The organism is Nocardioides aquiterrae (assembly GCF_039526625.1).
GTDB classification, from domain to species: Bacteria; Actinomycetota; Actinomycetes; order Propionibacteriales; family Nocardioidaceae; genus Nocardioides; species Nocardioides aquiterrae.
On the sequence record NZ_BAAAJE010000030.1, the window covers coordinates 238,602 to 253,506 of the forward strand.

Genomic DNA, 14,905 nt, shown 5'->3' on the forward strand with positions numbered 1-14,905 from the left:
ACGTTTCGAGATCGGGACAGGGGAGGTGTTCACCCTCCGCCTGTGCGGGTCGGTACGGTCACGATCATGAGTGCGCATCGGTTCTCCGGTCCGGTCCTGCCCGATGGCGAGCCCCGCACGCTGTACGTCGCCGACGGCCGCGTGACCCTCGACCCCGTCCCCGGGGCCGAGGGTGGCGTGGACGGCTGGATCGTGCCCGGGCTGGTCGACGCGCACTGCCACCTCGGCCTGGACGACGACGGTGCGATCTCCGACGAGGCCACCGAGCAGCAGGCGCTGGCCGACCGGGACGCCGGGGCGCTGCTGATCCGCGACTGCGGCTCGGCCGCCGACACCGCCTGGGTCCACGACCGGGACGACCTGCCGCGGCTGATCCGGGCCGGCCGCCACATCGCGCGGACGAAGCGCTACATCCGCAACTACGCCCACGAGGTCGAGCCCGCGGAGCTCCCGGAGTACGTCGCCCGGGAGGCGCAGCGCGGCGACGGCTGGGTGAAGCTGGTGGGGGACTGGATCTCCCGGGAGGACGGCGACCTGCGGCCGTCGTTCCCGCCGGAGGCGTTTGCCGAGGCGATCCGGGTGGCGCACGAGCACGGCGCCAAGGTCACCGCGCACTGCTTCGGCCACGAGGTGCTCCAGGGCCTCATCGACGCCGGCATCGACTGCGTCGAGCACGGCACCGGTCTGCACCCCGACCAGGTCGAGACGATGGCCGCACGCGGCATCGCGCTGGTGCCGACGGTGATGCAGACCGACAAGTTCCCCGAGCACGCCGCCGGGGCGCGCAGCAAGTTCCCCGGCTACACCCGCACGATGACCGACCTGTTCGTGCGCCGCCGGGACACGCTGATGGCGGCGTACGAGGCCGGGGTCGCGCTGTACGCCGGCTCGGACGGTGGTGGCGTGACGCGGCACGGCAACATCGCCGGCGAGGTCATCGCGATGGCGGCCATGGGCCTGCCGCCCGAGTACGCGCTGGGCGCCGCGTCGTGGCGGGCGCGCGCGTGGCTGGGCTGGAACGCCGACCTCGGCGAAGGCGCTCCCGCGGACTTCGTCGTCTACGACGCCGACCCGCTCGAGGATCTCTCGGTGCTGCTCCGCCCCGCGGCCGTGGTGCTGCGCGGTCGGGTCGTCGCCTGAGGGCGGCTCAGTCCCGGGGCTCGACGAGCTGCAGCTTGCCGTTCCCGACACGGAACCAGCGCGGCCAGTGCGGGGTCTCGTCGACCAGGGTCAGCAGCTCGGCCATCGCCGCGTCGAACCAGGCCCGGTCGTCGACGGCGGACCGGCTCGCGGTCGCCTCGGTCTCGCCGCGGAACCGCAGCGCCAGCTGGCGCGCCGTGAGCGTCACGGTGCCGGCGTACAGCATGGTCTCGACGAGCTTGATCTGCTCGGGGAAGGTGTCGACCAGGCGGTCGTCGACCACGAGCAGGTCGCGCGAGGGGTTCACGCGGAGCCCGTTGAACTCGATCCAGCTGCCGACGAAGCGCATGCCGAGCTCGAGCATGCCGTCCCGGCCGTCCTGCCCGTCCTCCTCGCGGCTCTCGTCCGCGCGGCTCTCGTCCTCGGGGAAGCCGACCGGCTCACCCGCGACGACCAGCTGCAGGTACGCCCCGCGGGCGTGGTCGGCCGCCGCCGGCGCCCACGCGACGGTGGCCTGACCCTCGGTGACGGAGGCGATCGGGCGCCGGGCCACGGCGGCCAGCCGGGCCTGCAGCTCGCGGGGGCGGATGGGCTTGGGGATGTAGTCGTCGGCGCCGGCGTCGAAGCCGGCCAGGACGTCCTGCTCCTGGGAGCGGCCGCTGATGATGACGATGTAGGTGTCGGTGGCCTCGCGGACCCGGCGGGTGACCTCGAGGCCGTCCATCTGCGGCATCGTGACGTCGATGGTCGCCAGCACCGGGCGGTGCCGCAGCGCCAGCGCCAGGCCGTCCGGGCCGTTCGAGGCGGTGACGACCTGGAACCCGGCGCCGGTCAGCACGATCTCGAGCAGGCCCAGGGTGTCCTCGTCGTCGTCGATGACGAGGGCGACAGGCGTGGGGCCGGCGGCACGTTCGGACACGCAGGCGATTATCCCAGCCGACGGCCCCTCTCACGCACGCTTCGGCCGCGGTTGGCGCGTCGACCACAAGATGCCGGTCACCAGGATGACCACCAGGCCCGCCAGTCCGAGGACGCCGGGCACGACGATCGCGACCAGGATGCCGACCACCAGGCTGCCGATCCGCGGCATCGCGCTGATCAGCACGGCGCCGGAGCTGCTGCCGTCGGTCTGCACGCAGGTGACCTCGAGGTGGCCGGAGCCCGGGTCGAACTTCAGCAGCCCCTCGAAGTCGCCCCGGGAGTCGGAGCGGGAGAAGGTGCCACTGACCCGGTGCAGCGGGATCGTCTCGCCGCTGTCCCGGTCGATGATCCGACAGGACTGCGCGGTGGAGTCCATCCACAGCATCCGCTCGCCGTCGGTGCTGACCGTGACGTTGTGCGGCCGGCCGTCGGCGTCGACGTAGGCGTCGAAGTCGAGGAACGCCGCGACCAGCCAGACGAAGACGCCGAGACCGATCCCGATCGCGAGGACGACCAGCCCGGTGCCGAGCGCGAACCACCAGCCGCTCGGGCGGTACTTCTGCGGCTTCGGCGGGTAGGGCGGCTGGTACCCGTACGGTGGCCCCGGGGGTCCCGGGGGCGGCGGGGCGGTGCTCACGGGACCACTCTGCCCGATTTCGGCCCCGGCCGGGACGTCTGGCAGACTTGGCCGCTGAGTCCTGCGCGCCCGGACCCTCTCACCCGGACGCCGCAGAGCCCATCGAAGGTCCGGGCCGGTGCTTTCCCCACCTGGTGAGGATCCTTCACCCACACACGAATTCCGAGGAGACACCACAACCGTGGCCGTCAAGATCCGTTTGAAGCGCCTGGGCAAGGTCCGGGTGCCGCAGTACCGCATCGTCGTCGTCGACTCCCGCAAGAAGCGCGACGGCCGCGTGATCGAGGAGATCGGCAAGTACCACCCCAAGGAGAACCCGTCGTACATCGACGTCGTCTCCGAGCGGGCGGCGTACTGGCTCGGCGTCGGCGCGCAGCCGTCGGACGCCGTCGTCAAGATCCTGACGATCACCGGTGACTGGCAGAAGCACAAGGGCTACACCGGCACCGAGGGCACGCTGAAGACCGCCGCTCCGAAGGCGGACAAGCTCGAGGCCTTCAACCAGGCGCTCAAGGACGCGCAGTCCGAGCCGTCCGGCGAGGCCGTGACCAAGAAGTCGGCCGCGAAGAAGACCGCCGAGAAGACGGTCGAGGAGGCTCCGGTCGAGGAGGCTCCGGCCCCGGTCCCGGCCGACGAGACCCCGGAGGGCGCCACGGCTGCGGCCGAGGCTGCGGAGGCCGCCGAGAAGCCGGTGTCCGACCCGACCGAGGCGGACAACTGAGCGCCATGCTCGCCGAGGCGCTCGAGCACCTGGTGCGCGGAGTCGTCGACCACCCCGACGACGTGAGCGTGCGGGACAAGCAGCTGCGCCGCGGCTCGATCCTCGAGGTCCGGGTGCACCCCGACGACCTCGGCAAGGTGATCGGCCGGGGCGGTCGCACCGCGACCGCCTTCCGCACCGTGATCTCAGCGCTCGCGGGTCGCGGCGGGGCCCGGGTCGACTTCGTCGACACGGACCGGCGCCGCTGAGGGCGCTCGCGCCGCAGCGCTCGAATCGCGCTTGAATTGGGTGCCGCCCCGCGAGGGCGGCACCCGTTCGCATTTCCGGAGAGGGAGCCAGTGGAGACCATCGAGGTGCTCGTCGGGCGGATCGGCAAGCCGCACGGCCTGCGCGGTGACGTGACCGTCGACGTCCGCACGGACGAGCCGGACCGCCGCTTCGCGGTCGGGTCGGTGCTGCGTGCCGAGGCGCCCCGGGGCTCCCACTCACCGCTGACCACCCTCACCGTGGCCGGAACCAAGTGGCACCAGTCCGTCCTGCTGGTCAGGTTCGAGGAGATCCCGGACCGCAGCGCCGCCGAGGCCGCGCGGGGGATCCTGCTGCACACCGAGATCCCGGCCGACGCCTCGCCCGACGACCCCGACGAGTACTACGACCACCAGCTCGTCGGGCTCGCGGCGTACGACGTCGACGGGACGGTGCTCGGCGAGGTGTCGGCACTCGTGCACGGCGGCGCCCAGGACCTGCTCACGATCCGCACGCCCGGGGGCCGCGAGGCGCTGGTGCCGTTCGTGAAGGCGTTGGTGCCCGAGGTCGACGTGCCCGGCGGCCGGGTCGTCATCGCCGACCGGCCGGGGCTCGTGACGCCGCTGCCCGACGAGGACTGAGTCCGATGCGCATCGACGTCGTCACGATCTTCCCCGACTACCTCGCCCCGCTCGAGCTGTCGCTCGCGGGCAAGGCCCGGGAGAAGGGCCTGATCGACGTCCGCGTCCACGACCTGCGGCAGTGGACGCACGACCGGCACCGCACCGTCGACGACACGCCGTACGGCGGCGGCGCGGGCATGGTGATGCGGCCCGAGCCGTGGGGCGAGGCGTTCGACGCGCTCGGGATCGAGGGCGCGACGGTCGTCTTCACGACGCCCTCCGGGCAGCCGTTCACCCAGGCGGTGGCCCGCGAGCTCGCCACCCGCGACCGGATCGTGTTCGCCTGCGGTCGCTACGAGGGCATCGACCAGCGGGTGCTCGACGACGTCGCGACCCGCGCCGAGGTCCGCGAGATCTCGCTCGGCGACTACGTGCTCAACGGGGGAGAGGTGGCCGCGCTCGCGATCACCGAGGCGGTGGTGCGGCTGGTGCCCGGGTTCATGGGCAACGCCGAGTCGCTGCTCGAGGAGTCCCACACCCTGTCCGACTCGGGGGCGAGGCTCCTGGAGTACCCCGTCTACACCAAGCCCGCGACCTGGCGCGGCCACGACGTGCCGCCGGTCCTGCTCTCGGGCGACCACGCCGCGATCGCCTCCTGGCGGCACGACCAGGCCGTCCGGCGTACGGCGGAGCGGCGGCCCGATCTGGTGCACCCGTCGGTCCTGCTCGACGACGTCGAGATCCGCCCGGTGCGGCCGTCGGACGCGGGGGAGCTGTACGTGCTCCAGCGGGCCTGCTGGGTGCAGGAGCAGCACGACAACCCGGACGTGCGGATCCCCGCCCTCCACGAGACGTACGACGACGTGCGGGACTGGATCGCCCGCGACACCGTCCTGGTCGCGCGCTCGGCGGGCCGGCTGGTCGGCGCGGTGCGCGGGCAGCTCGACGGCGAGGTGTGGGAGATCGGGCGGCTCATGGTCGCGCCGGACCTCGCCGGGCGCGGGCTGGGCCGGACCCTGCTGCGGCGGATGGAGGAGCTCGCTCCCGAGGCGGCGACGTCGTACGCCCTCTTCACCGGCGCGGGTAGCGCCCGGAACCAGCGGATGTACAAGAAGGCGGGCTACCGGCTGCGCGGCGAGGAGTTCCCGGGCGCGGTGCGGATGGAGAAGCGAATTTCTCCGCGCTGACCTCGCTGTGGCAGACTTGACCCTCGGTCCAGCCGGCCAAACACGGATCGCCCCGCAGGACTCGTCCGCGAGGGGTCCGCACCACTTCCTGCCACAGGGGGAACGTGGCGCCGCCGGCCACACCAGCTGGACCTCACAACAGAACCGTTCCTGTACCGCGGCTGACCTGTGGCACTCGCGAGGAGAGACAATGAGCAACGTCATCGCCGACCTCGGCAACGCGATCAAGCGCACCGACGTCCCGGACTTCCGCGCCGGTGACACGGTCAAGGTCCACGTGAAGGTCGTCGAGGGAAACCGCTCCCGCGTCCAGGTCTTCCAGGGCGTGGTCATCCGCGTCCAGGGCTCCGGCATCGGCCGCAGCTTCACCGTCCGCAAGGTCTCCTTCGGCGTCGGTGTCGAGCGCACCTTCCCGCTGAACTCCCCGATCTTCGAGCAGATCGAGATCGTCACCCGCGGTGACGTCCGCCGGGCGAAGCTGTACTACCTGCGCAACCTGCGCGGCAAGGCCGCCAAGATCAAGGAGCGCCGCGAGGCCTGAGGGTTTTCTCAGGCACCCCGGTTAGCCTCTGCGCGTGACTTCTGACGACCGCGACCCGACTGCCGTCGCTGAACCCGACGAGCCGGTGTCGCGGTCGTCGCACGTCGACACCCGGGACCGGCCGAAGAAGAAGCACCTGCCGGTCTGGCAGGAGACGATCCTGCTGCTCGGCATCGCGCTGGTGCTGGCGATCGTCATCAAGGCGCTGTTCGTCCAGGCCTTCTACATCCCGTCGCAGTCGATGGAGCCGGGACTCGTCAAGAACGACCGGATCCTGGTGCAGAAGATGTCGTACTGGTTCGGCGGCACGCCGCAGCGCGGCGACGTCGTGGTCTTCGAGGACCCGGGCGGCTGGCTGAACGCCGAGGAGTCCGCCGGCCCCACCAGCGCCGTGGGCAAGGCACTCTCCAAGGTCGGGCTCTACCCGTCCGGCGGCCACCTGGTGAAGCGCGTGATCGGCGTCGCCGGCGACACCATCAAGTGCTGCGACGACCAGGGCCGGCTGCTGGTCAACGGCCAGCCGCTCGACGAGAAGGAGTACGCCCGCGTCGGGGGCGCCGACTGCTACGGCCCGATGCCGGCCGGGTCCTCGCACTGCAACTGGACCGTCGGGCCGGTGCCGGCCGGCCACGTCTTCGTGATGGGGGACAACCGCAACAACTCCGCGGACTCCACGGTCCACATGTGCCTCAAGACCGACCGCGACTGCACCAAGAACCCGTACGTCGACGTCGACGACGTCGTCGGCAAGGTCTTCGTGCTGCTCTGGCCCAGCGACCACTTCACGTTCCTCCACCGTCCCGACACCTTCGCGGACGTGCCGGACGCCTCCTGAGGTGCGGTCGTGACGGTCCTGCCCCGCGGTGCCACGGTCCGGAAGGACGCCGGGCTCTACGGGTACGAGCGCGCCCTGCGGCGGCACGGGATCGAGCCGATCGCCGGCGTCGACGAGGCCGGCCGGGGCGCCTGCGCGGGGCCGCTGGTCGCGGGCGCGGCGATCCTGCCCGCCGGCAAGGCGGGGATCGTCCCGGGGCTGGCCGACTCCAAGCTGCTGACCGAGAGGGCGCGCGAGCGCTGCTACGAGCAGGTGGTCAAGCGTGCGGTGGCCTGGTCGGTGGTCGTCGTCTCGCACGAGGAGTGCGACCGGCTGGGCATGCACGTCGCCAACGTCGAGGCGCTGCGGCGGGCGGTCGCGCTGCTCGACCTGCCGCCGGCGTACGTCCTGACCGACGGGTTCCCGGTCGACGGGCTCGGCGTGCCGGGCCTCGCGGTCTGGAAGGGCGACCGGGTCGCGGCCTGCATCTCCGCCGCCTCGGTGATCGCGAAGGTCACCCGCGACCGGATCATGACCGAGCTCGACCGGGAGTGGCCGGCGTACGACTTCAAGACCCACAAGGGCTACATCACCGACGACCACACGGCCGCGCTGACCGCGCACGGCCCCTCGCCGGTCCACCGGATGCGGTTCGTCAACGTGCGGCGCGCGGCCGGTCTCGAGCCGGACGCCCCGGGCACCGAGGTCGCGCATATAGAGTCTCTTTCGTGAGCGCGGAGGACCTCGAGAAGTACGAGACCGAGATGGAGCTGACGCTCTACCGGGAGTACCGCGACGTCGTCGGGATCTTCAAGTACGTCGTGGAGACCGACCGCCGCTTCTACCTCTGCAACCAGGTCGACGTGAAGGCCCGCACCGAGGCCGGCGACGTCTTCTTCGAGGTGTCGATGAGCGACGCGTGGGTCTGGGACATGTACCGCCCGGCCCGCTTCGCCAAGAACGTCAAGGTGCTCACCTTCAAGGACGTGAACGTCGAGGAGCTCAGCCCCGCGGACATCGACCCGTCGAAGGCCTGAGCCGGCTCCCTGGACCAGACCAGCGCGTCGACTCACCCCGCGGGGGGTAATCCCCAGGCATGTGGGGAGGGGTGGCCGGACGCGCCCGCCGGGAGGAGCGGGGCGCGGCGGCGGTCGAGTTCGCGCTGGTGGTGCCGTTCCTGCTGCTGATCCTGTTCGGGATCATCAGCTACGGCTTCATGCTCAGCGTGCGCCAGAGCATCTCGCAGGCGGCGGGGGAGGGTGCGCGAGCGGCGGCAGTGACCCTGGTCGACGCGAAGAAGAAGGACGCGGCGATCGCGGCGATCGACGGCGCGCTGTCGTACGGCCTGTCGTGCGACGGCGTGAACCTGGTGCGGGACGGCGAGACCATCGGGACGTGCACGGTGTCCGGCCTCCAGGGTTGCGACGACGGAGCCACGTGCGTCACCGTCTCGATCAAGTACTTCTACCGGGACCACCCGATCGTGCCGTCGATCCTGGGCCTCGGCGAGGTGATGCCCGAGGTCCTCGAGTACACGACGATCGCCCGGGTGAGCTGATGCGGCGGCAGCGCGACGAGCGGGGCGCCGTCGCCCTCTTCGCGGCCCTGGTCATGGTGGTGCTGCTCGGCGTCGGCGCACTTGCCGTCGACATCGGCACCCAGCGGGTCGCGCGTGCCGACATGCAGGCGCTCGCCGACGTCGTCGCGATGGACCTCGCTCGTCAGCTCGACGGACGCCACGCGTCGGAGGTCGAGGCCGGTCTCGAGGCCGCGAAGGACCGGTCCGTCGCCCGCAACTCCGACACGATCGGGCAGGACGTGCAGGTCACCGCCGAGCTCGGCACGATCGACGACGCCGGCGTGTTCAGCGCGGTCAGCGGGGACACGGTGCCCGACGCCGTGCGGGTGTCGACGAGCGCGAGCGTGCCGTTCCACTTCGTGTCGGGCAGCGGCGGAGTCAGCCGCGCCGCGGTCGCCGTCGCCCGTGCCCAGGGCTGCTACAAGCTCGGGTCGTGGGGCGCCCGGCTGGGCCCCTCCGACCCCAACGGCGCCGCCAACGCGAGCCTGCTCTCCCGGGTCCTCGCCGCGCACGGGGTCGACGCGTCGGTGAGCGCCGCGACGTACCAGGGGCTGGTGGGGGCGACCGTCGGCGCCGCACCCCTGGCGGCGGCCCTGGGCCTCGCCTCGCCCGAGGCGCTCGGCACCGCGTCCGTCACGCTGACCGCCCTGCTCGACGCGGCCGCCCAGGTCGTCGGCACCAACGGCGCGAGCTCGGCGCAGGTCGCGGCGCTCAACGCCGTCCGCGCGCACGTCGGCTCGCTGGGCGGCCACCAGATCGGCCTCGCCCCCCTCTTCTCGGTGGCCTCGGGAGCAGGGGCCGGGCTGACCGCCGGGGTCGACCTCGCCGACCTGGTCGTCGGCGCGATCCTGGTGGCTGACGGCAACCGGGCCGTCGACGTCGACCTCGGGAGCGCCGTCCCGGGCACGGGGTCCTTCGTGGCGAGCATCGGGCTGATCCAGTCGGCTCGCGTCGCGTGCGGGTTCGCCGGGTCGACGCCGAACTCGAGCAACCAGGCGAGCGTGTCGAGCAGCACCACGAACACCCTCACGCCGGACCAGAGCGTCCCCATCGCCGGCCTGGTGGCTCTCGTCCCGGAGCTCAGTGCCATCACGGTCGGGTCGCCGGCGCACCATCCGGTGAGGCTCACCGTCACCACGGCTTCGGCGTCCTCCACGCTCGACACGATCAGCTGCAACGCCACCACGCGTTCGGCGACCGTGACCACGTCCGGCGGGCTGCTGAGTGCGGAGCTCGAGGTGCCGGTCGAGGTGAAGGTGACGTTGGGCATGGCACCGGCCGCGATGACCGTGACGGTCCCCGCCACCATCCGGGCGAGGCTCGATCCGTCCGGGTCGGTGGGCGCGGTGACCATCTCGGTGCCGTCGCAGCACTACGACACGCCGTACTCGAACGGCGGCGAGCGGGCCCAGCTGCCCGCGGCCACCGTCGACCCGCCCGTCACCGGCGTCGAGCCCCTGTCGGCTTCCGCCGTCGCCGGCATCCTGGACGCCGTGCGGACGGCTGTCGTGACGCCGATGGTGACGTCCCTGAACGCCAGCGTCGTCGGCCCGCTGTCGGACCTGGCCGGGCTGCGCACCTCCGGCGCCGACGTCCTGCTGCTGGACCGCCCGAGCTGCACCACGCCGGCCCTGCGCGGCTGAGGCCACCTGGCGTCCACAGCGCGCCCCGAAGCGCCGGCATCCACAGCGGCACCGCACGGCCGCCCCGCCCGTCCCCGCGGCCGGGCACCCTCACGGCATGACGCGAACCACCGCCGGAGCGATCAAGCAGGCCCTCGGGAGGTACGGCGAGCAGCTCGCCGCGCGACACCTCGTCGCGCAGGGCATGGTGCTCCTGGACCGCAACTGGCGCTGCGACGCCGGAGAGATCGACCTGGTGCTGCGCGACGGCGACGTGCTGGTCGTGTGCGAGGTGAAGACCCGCAGCAGCACCGACTACGGCACGCCGCACGAGGCGGTCACCGACCTCAAGGTGGCCCGGCTCCGGCGGCTCGCGGTGCGCTGGCTCGAGGAGCGTGGGGTCACCGCCGGGGACATCCGGATCGACCTGGTCGGCGTCCTGCGGCCGCGCCGTGGCGCCTCGCTGCTCGACCACGTGCGGGGGATCGGCTGATGCCCTTCGCCACCGCCCACACCGTGTCGCTGCACGGCGCCGTCGGCCACCTGATCGACGTCCAGACCGACGTGTCGCCCGGCCAGGTCGGCGTGACGATGGTCGGTCGCGCCGACACCACGATCAACGAGGCCCGCGACCGCTGCCGGATGGCGATCATCAACAGCCGGATGGACTGGCCGGCCACCCGGCGCATCACGATCCTGCTCTCGCCCGCCGACCTGCTCAAGCACGGCACCCACTTCGACCTCGCGGTCGCGGTCTCGGTGCTCGCTGCGGCGGGCAGCGTCCCGGCGACCTCGCTCGCGGGCACGGCGTTCATCGGCGAGCTCACGCTCGACGGCAACCTCCGGTCGGTGGCCGGGGTGCTGCCGATGGTGCTGGCCGCGGCGGCGCGCGGGATCCGCGCCGTCTTCGTGCCGGAGCCGCAGGCCGGCGAGGCGTCGATGGTGCCGGACATGAGCGTGGTCGGTGTCCGGTCCCTGGCCCAGGTGGTCGCCGTGCTCCGCGACGACGAGGAGCTCCCCGAGGCGCCGCCGGTCGCCCCCGACTCGGGTGCCCGGCTGCTCGCCTGGCGCGGCCAGGAGCGACTGGAGGAGCTCGACCTCGCCGACCTGCTCGGCATCGCCGACGCCCGCTACGCCGTCGAGGTCGCCGCCGCCGGCGGCCACCACCTGCTGCTGTCCGGGCCGAAGGGGTGCGGCAAGACCAGCCTGGTGGAGCGGATCCCGGGGATCCTCCCGGACCTGACGAGTGACGAGTCGCTCGAGCTGAGCGCCATCCAGTCCCTCGCCGGCACCCTCGACCCGGGGGCCGGGTTCCCCACGCGGCCGCCGTTCTCCGCGCCGCACCACGACGCCAGCAAGGCCAGCCTGATCGGCGGCGGCCTCGGAGTCGTCCGCCCGGGAGAGGTCAGCAAGTCCCACACCGGCGTGCTCTTCCTCGACGAGTTCCCGCTGTTCCGGTCCGACGTCATCGAGGCGCTGCGGCAGCCGCTCGAGAACGGCGACGTCACCATCGCCCGGCGCGACGAGTCGGTCACCCTGCCGGCCCGGGGGATGGTGGTGCTCGCGGCCAACCCGTGCCCGTGCGGCGACTACAGCGGCGACGTCCGCCAGAACCGGTGCTCGTGCCGGGAGGTCCAGCGCCGCGACTACCGCAACAAGGTCACCGGCCCGGTGGCCGACCGGGTCGACATCGTCCGCCACCTGCCGCCGCTGCGGAAGCACGACGACAAGGTCGACCTGGAGGCTCCCGAGTCGTCCGCCGTGGTCCGGGGCCGGGTGGAGGCCGCCCGGGCGCGCCAGGCCGAGCGGTACGCCGAGGAGAGTTGGCGCCTGAACGGCCATGCTCCCGGGCCGGTGCTCCGCGAGCGGTGGCCGCTCACCAAGGCCGGGCAGCAGGCCGTCGACACCCAGCTCTACGACGGGAAGATCACCCGCCGTGGCGCCACCCGCGTGCACCGTCTGGCCTGGACGGTCGCCGACCTGCGCGGGCTCGATCGGCCCGGGCTGGACGAGGTGGACACGGCGCTCCGGCTGCGCACCGGGGAGCCGCTGCTCCTCTCGATGCTGGAGCGTGCCGGATGAGCGACTCCGACCGGCTGGCGCGGGTCGCCCTGGCCGCCACCGTCGAGCCGGGCCGACACCAGCTGCTCACCCTGACCTCCGACCTGGGCGCCGAACACATGTACGCCCAGCTCCTCGAGGAGCCGGACTTCGGGGCTCGGCTCGCCGAGGCCGACCCCGTCCGACTGCTCTCCGAGGGGGCCCGCGCCGGGCTCCGGTTCGTCACCCCGGCCGACGACGAGTGGCCGCGCCAGCTGGACGACCTGTCCCGGGCGGGCACGCTCCAGGAGCGCGGCGGGACGCCGCTCGGCCTGTGGGTGCGCGGCCCGCTCCGCCTCGACGCGCTCGAGGGGTCGGTCGCCGTGGTCGGGTCGCGCTCCGCGACGACGTACGGCGCCGACGCGGCCGCCGACATCGCGGAGGGGGTCGCCCGCGCGGGCCGGGTGGTGGTGTCGGGCGCGGCGTTCGGCATCGACCAGGCCGCGCACCGCGGCACCCTGGTCGGTGACGGGGCGACGGTCGCGGTCCTGGCCTGCGGCGCGGACCGCGTCTACCCCGAGGCCCACCGCCGGCTCGTCGAGCACATCGCGGCCGAGGGGGCGGTGATCTCCGAGACCGTGCCGGGCGGTGCGCCGATGCGGTTCCGCTTCCTCTCCCGCAACCGGATCATCGCGGCGCTCACCGTCGGGACCGTGGTCGTCGAGGCCGCGGTCCGGAGTGGGGCGCTGAACACCGCGAACTGGGCGGGCCGGTTGAACCGGCACCTGATGGGCGTCCCGGGGCCGCGCACCAGCGCCGCGTCCGAGGGCGTGCACCAGCTGGTCAGGAGTGGCGCCGCCTCCCTGGTCACCGGACCCGAGGACGTGCTCGAGGTCGTGGCGGCCGCGGGGGAGCACCTCACCGAGCCGCCGCGCGGGCCCGAGCGGCCGCGGGACCGGCTCGACCACCGGCACCAGCAGGTGCTCGACGCGGTCCCCCTCGCCACCGGAGCTCCCGCGGTCTCGATCGCCCGCACCGCCGGGCTCGGGCTCCAGGAGGTGCGCGCCGCGCTGACCCGGCTGGCCGGGGCCGGGTTGGTCGAGCCGAACGGTCCGGGCTGGCGGCTCGCCGCGCCGGCTCACGAGCCCGGGGCCGCACCGTTCCTAGAGTGAGGGGGTGAGCGGGGAGCAGGAGTCGACCGAGCTGCCGGGGCTGCCGGAGCCGATGGCCCGGGTGCTCGGCGAGTACGAGCGGCACCTCGCCGCCGAGCGCGACCTGACCGCGCACACCGTCCGCGCGTACCTCGGGGACGTCGGCGGGCTGCTCGAGCACGCGGCCCGCCTCGGCCACACCGACGCCGCCACCCTGGACCTGCGCACCCTGCGCAGCTGGCTGGCCAAGCAGCAGACCCTCGGCAGGTCCCGGACCACCATCGCGCGGCGGGCCACCGCGGCGCGGGTCTTCACGGCCTGGCTGGCGCGCACCGGTCGGGCCGCGACCGACGCCGGCGCCAGCCTGGGCTCGCCGAAGAAGCACGCGTCGCTGCCTCCGGTGCTGCGCGCCGACGAGGCCAGCGACCTGATCCGGGCGGCCGCCGAGCTGGCCGACGACGGCAGCCCGGTGGGCCTGCGCGACGTGGCGATGCTCGAGCTGCTCTACGCGACCGGGGTCCGGGTCGGCGAGCTGGTCGGCCTCGACGTCGACGACATCGACCGCGAGCGCAACGTGATCCGGGTGTTCGGCAAGGGCCGCAAGGAGCGCACCGTCCCGTTCGGCCGCCCGGCCGCACGCGCCCTGGACTTCTGGCTCAAGCACGGCCGCCCGCAGCTCGCGGTCCCCGGCAGCGGGCCCGCGGTGTTCCTCGGCGCCCGCGGCAAGCGGATCGACCAGCGCGCGGTGCGCACGATGGTGCACCGGCGGATCGCGGACGTGCCGGGCGCGCCCGACATCGGCCCCCACGGCCTGCGGCACACCGCCGCCACCCACCTGCTCGAGGGCGGGGCCGACCTGCGCTCGGTCCAGGAGCTGCTCGGGCACGCGTCCCTGGCCACCACCCAGCTCTACACGCACGTCACCACGGATCGGCTGCGCCGGGCCTACCAGCAGGCGCACCCGCGCGCCTGACCAGGTCGACCGACCAGGTCGATCAGCGGGGTCCAGCGCGCGTACGGGACCGGCACCGGCTCATCCCGCCACAGTGGCAGCAGCCGCACCGGTCCGAGCCCGACCAGGCGCAGGGGATCGAGGTAGGTCTCGCCGTCGATCCAGCCCCAGTGCAGGCAGGAGCGAGGCAGGCAGTGGGAGCCGACGGGGGAGAGCCGGCCGATCCGGTCGCCCGCCGCGACCCGGTCACCCACCGCGACGGTGGCGTCCACCGGCTCGTACGTCGTGCGGGTCGCGCCGTGGTCGACCACGACGACGCCGCGCCCGGCGAGCACGCCCGACCAGGTCACGGTGCCCGGGAGCGCCGAGCGCACCGGCTGACCGGGGGAGCCGAGCAGGTCCACGCCGCGGTGGCCCGCGCCCCAGGGGTCGTCCGGCGGGTCGAAGCCGCGCACCACCTCGGGCTCGGGCACCAGCGGCCACACGCCGACCGGGTCGGGTGACGACGCGCGCGCCGGGGGCGGCGCGAGCAGGGCGGCGAGCAGCGTCAGGAGGAGGGCGAGACGGGTGGCCATGGGGCCGACGATGCGCGGCGCCGGAGACGGTGGCGAGCGGGGTGCGCGGAGCCTGTGGACAGGACCGACGGGAGGCCGTCCTGTGGTTTCGAGACGGCTCGCGCCGTCGCTGCCGCGCCGGCGCCGAGCCTCCTCAACCTCCTCGGCTCTCGCTCG

The 14,905-nt window shown here is 73.4% G+C and carries 18 protein-coding genes; 15 read left to right on the forward strand and 3 right to left on the reverse strand.

The annotated features are described in order from the left end of the window. The first annotated feature begins 66 nt into the window (after nt 1–66). Complete coding sequence (locus ABD086_RS23505; RefSeq protein ID WP_343910777.1) at nt 67–1,140, forward strand: amidohydrolase family protein; 1,074 nt, start codon at nt 67–69, stop codon at nt 1,138–1,140. 7 nt (nt 1,141–1,147) lie between these two features. Here the strand turns inward: ABD086_RS23505 and ABD086_RS23510 are convergent, their stop codons facing one another. Both ABD086_RS23510 and ABD086_RS23515 read right to left on the reverse strand, forming a co-directional pair. Then, entirely contained in the window at nt 1,148–2,059 is a 912-nt protein-coding gene (locus ABD086_RS23510; RefSeq protein ID WP_343910779.1) for a response regulator transcription factor, read from the reverse strand. Between the two features lie 30 nt (nt 2,060–2,089). Beyond that, entirely contained in the window at nt 2,090–2,698 is a 609-nt protein-coding gene (locus tag ABD086_RS23515; protein WP_343910781.1) for a hypothetical protein, read from the reverse strand. A 181-nt stretch (nt 2,699–2,879) separates the two neighbouring features. On the opposite strand from ABD086_RS23515, the gene rpsP reads away from it, so the two are divergent. From rpsP to ABD086_RS23585, 14 genes are all read left to right on the forward strand, one after another. Beyond that, on the forward strand, nt 2,880–3,419 hold the full coding sequence (gene rpsP, locus ABD086_RS23520; protein ID WP_343910783.1) for a 30S ribosomal protein S16: 540 nt from the start codon (nt 2,880–2,882) through the stop codon (nt 3,417–3,419). Between the two features lie 5 nt (nt 3,420–3,424). Beyond that, nucleotides 3,425–3,667: an RNA-binding protein gene (locus tag ABD086_RS23525; protein WP_343910785.1), complete on the forward strand. Its 243-nt coding sequence runs from the start codon at nt 3,425–3,427 to the stop codon at nt 3,665–3,667. 90 nt (nt 3,668–3,757) lie between these two features. Then, entirely contained in the window at nt 3,758–4,306 is a 549-nt protein-coding gene (gene rimM, locus ABD086_RS23530) for a ribosome maturation factor RimM (RefSeq protein ID WP_343910787.1), read from the forward strand. Between the two features lie 5 nt (nt 4,307–4,311). Continuing rightward, nucleotides 4,312–5,475 carry a tRNA (guanosine(37)-N1)-methyltransferase TrmD gene (gene trmD / locus ABD086_RS23535; protein WP_343910789.1) on the forward strand — a complete coding sequence of 388 codons (1,164 nt, stop codon included), beginning with the start codon at nt 4,312–4,314 and terminating at the stop codon, nt 5,473–5,475. 190 nt (nt 5,476–5,665) lie between these two features. Next, nucleotides 5,666–6,016 (forward strand): 50S ribosomal protein L19, encoded by a 351-nt coding sequence (gene rplS, locus ABD086_RS23540; protein ID WP_343910791.1) that lies wholly within the window; start codon nt 5,666–5,668, stop codon nt 6,014–6,016. Between the two features lie 34 nt (nt 6,017–6,050). Further along, complete coding sequence (gene lepB, locus ABD086_RS23545; protein ID WP_343910793.1) at nt 6,051–6,851, forward strand: signal peptidase I; 801 nt, start codon at nt 6,051–6,053, stop codon at nt 6,849–6,851. A 9-nt stretch (nt 6,852–6,860) separates the two neighbouring features. Next, nucleotides 6,861–7,562 carry a ribonuclease HII gene (locus ABD086_RS23550; protein WP_343910795.1) on the forward strand — a complete coding sequence of 234 codons (702 nt, stop codon included), beginning with the start codon at nt 6,861–6,863 and terminating at the stop codon, nt 7,560–7,562. Continuing rightward, nucleotides 7,559–7,867 carry a DUF2469 domain-containing protein gene (locus ABD086_RS23555; protein WP_343910797.1) on the forward strand — a complete coding sequence of 103 codons (309 nt, stop codon included), beginning with the start codon at nt 7,559–7,561 and terminating at the stop codon, nt 7,865–7,867. The genes ABD086_RS23550 and ABD086_RS23555 overlap by 4 nt, the downstream gene beginning before the upstream one ends. Nucleotides 7,868–7,938: 71 nt before the next feature. After that, nucleotides 7,939–8,388: a TadE/TadG family type IV pilus assembly protein gene (locus tag ABD086_RS23560; protein ID WP_343910799.1), complete on the forward strand. Its 450-nt coding sequence runs from the start codon at nt 7,939–7,941 to the stop codon at nt 8,386–8,388. After that, nucleotides 8,388–10,052, forward strand: a complete 1,665-nt coding sequence (locus ABD086_RS23565) for a pilus assembly protein TadG-related protein (protein WP_343910800.1) — start codon at nt 8,388–8,390, stop codon at nt 10,050–10,052. The genes ABD086_RS23560 and ABD086_RS23565 overlap by 1 nt, the downstream gene beginning before the upstream one ends. A 97-nt stretch (nt 10,053–10,149) precedes the next feature. Next, entirely contained in the window at nt 10,150–10,524 is a 375-nt protein-coding gene (locus ABD086_RS23570) for a YraN family protein (protein WP_343910802.1), read from the forward strand. After that, complete coding sequence (locus ABD086_RS23575) at nt 10,524–12,113, forward strand: YifB family Mg chelatase-like AAA ATPase (RefSeq protein WP_343910804.1); 1,590 nt, start codon at nt 10,524–10,526, stop codon at nt 12,111–12,113. Before ABD086_RS23570 ends, ABD086_RS23575 begins: the two co-directional genes overlap by 1 nt. Then, entirely contained in the window at nt 12,110–13,243 is a 1,134-nt protein-coding gene (dprA, locus tag ABD086_RS23580) for a DNA-processing protein DprA (protein ID WP_343910806.1), read from the forward strand. Before ABD086_RS23575 ends, dprA begins: the two co-directional genes overlap by 4 nt. A 52-nt stretch (nt 13,244–13,295) precedes the next feature. Beyond that, entirely contained in the window at nt 13,296–14,195 is a 900-nt protein-coding gene (locus ABD086_RS23585) for a tyrosine recombinase XerC (RefSeq protein WP_425571697.1), read from the forward strand. Here the strand turns inward: ABD086_RS23585 and ABD086_RS23590 are convergent. Next, nucleotides 14,168–14,749, reverse strand: coding sequence for a M23 family metallopeptidase (locus ABD086_RS23590; RefSeq protein ID WP_343910810.1), 582 nt, complete (start codon nt 14,747–14,749; stop codon nt 14,168–14,170). The genes ABD086_RS23585 and ABD086_RS23590 overlap by 28 nt on opposite strands. Nucleotides 14,750–14,905: the final 156 nt, after the last annotated feature.

What these genes read in the sequence shown, in the direction of transcription:
- ABD086_RS23505 (WP_343910777.1), top strand. Translation starts at nt 67, where the DNA reads ATGAGTGCGCATCGGTTCTCCGGTCCGGTCCTGCCCGATGGCGAGCCC.
- ABD086_RS23525 (WP_343910785.1), top strand. Translation starts at nt 3,425, where the DNA reads ATGCTCGCCGAGGCGCTCGAGCACCTGGTGCGCGGAGTCGTCGACCAC.
- trmD (WP_343910789.1), top strand. Translation starts at nt 4,312, where the DNA reads ATGCGCATCGACGTCGTCACGATCTTCCCCGACTACCTCGCCCCGCTC.
- rplS (WP_343910791.1), top strand. Translation starts at nt 5,666, where the DNA reads ATGAGCAACGTCATCGCCGACCTCGGCAACGCGATCAAGCGCACCGAC.
- ABD086_RS23565 (WP_343910800.1), top strand. Translation starts at nt 8,388, where the DNA reads ATGCGGCGGCAGCGCGACGAGCGGGGCGCCGTCGCCCTCTTCGCGGCC.
- ABD086_RS23570 (WP_343910802.1), top strand. Translation starts at nt 10,150, where the DNA reads ATGACGCGAACCACCGCCGGAGCGATCAAGCAGGCCCTCGGGAGGTAC.
- ABD086_RS23575 (WP_343910804.1), top strand. Translation starts at nt 10,524, where the DNA reads ATGCCCTTCGCCACCGCCCACACCGTGTCGCTGCACGGCGCCGTCGGC.
- dprA (WP_343910806.1), top strand. Translation starts at nt 12,110, where the DNA reads ATGAGCGACTCCGACCGGCTGGCGCGGGTCGCCCTGGCCGCCACCGTC.
- ABD086_RS23585 (WP_425571697.1), top strand. Translation starts at nt 13,296, where the DNA reads ATGGCCCGGGTGCTCGGCGAGTACGAGCGGCACCTCGCCGCCGAGCGC.
- ABD086_RS23590 (WP_343910810.1), bottom strand. Translation starts at nt 14,749, where the DNA reads ATGGCCACCCGTCTCGCCCTCCTCCTGACGCTGCTCGCCGCCCTGCTC.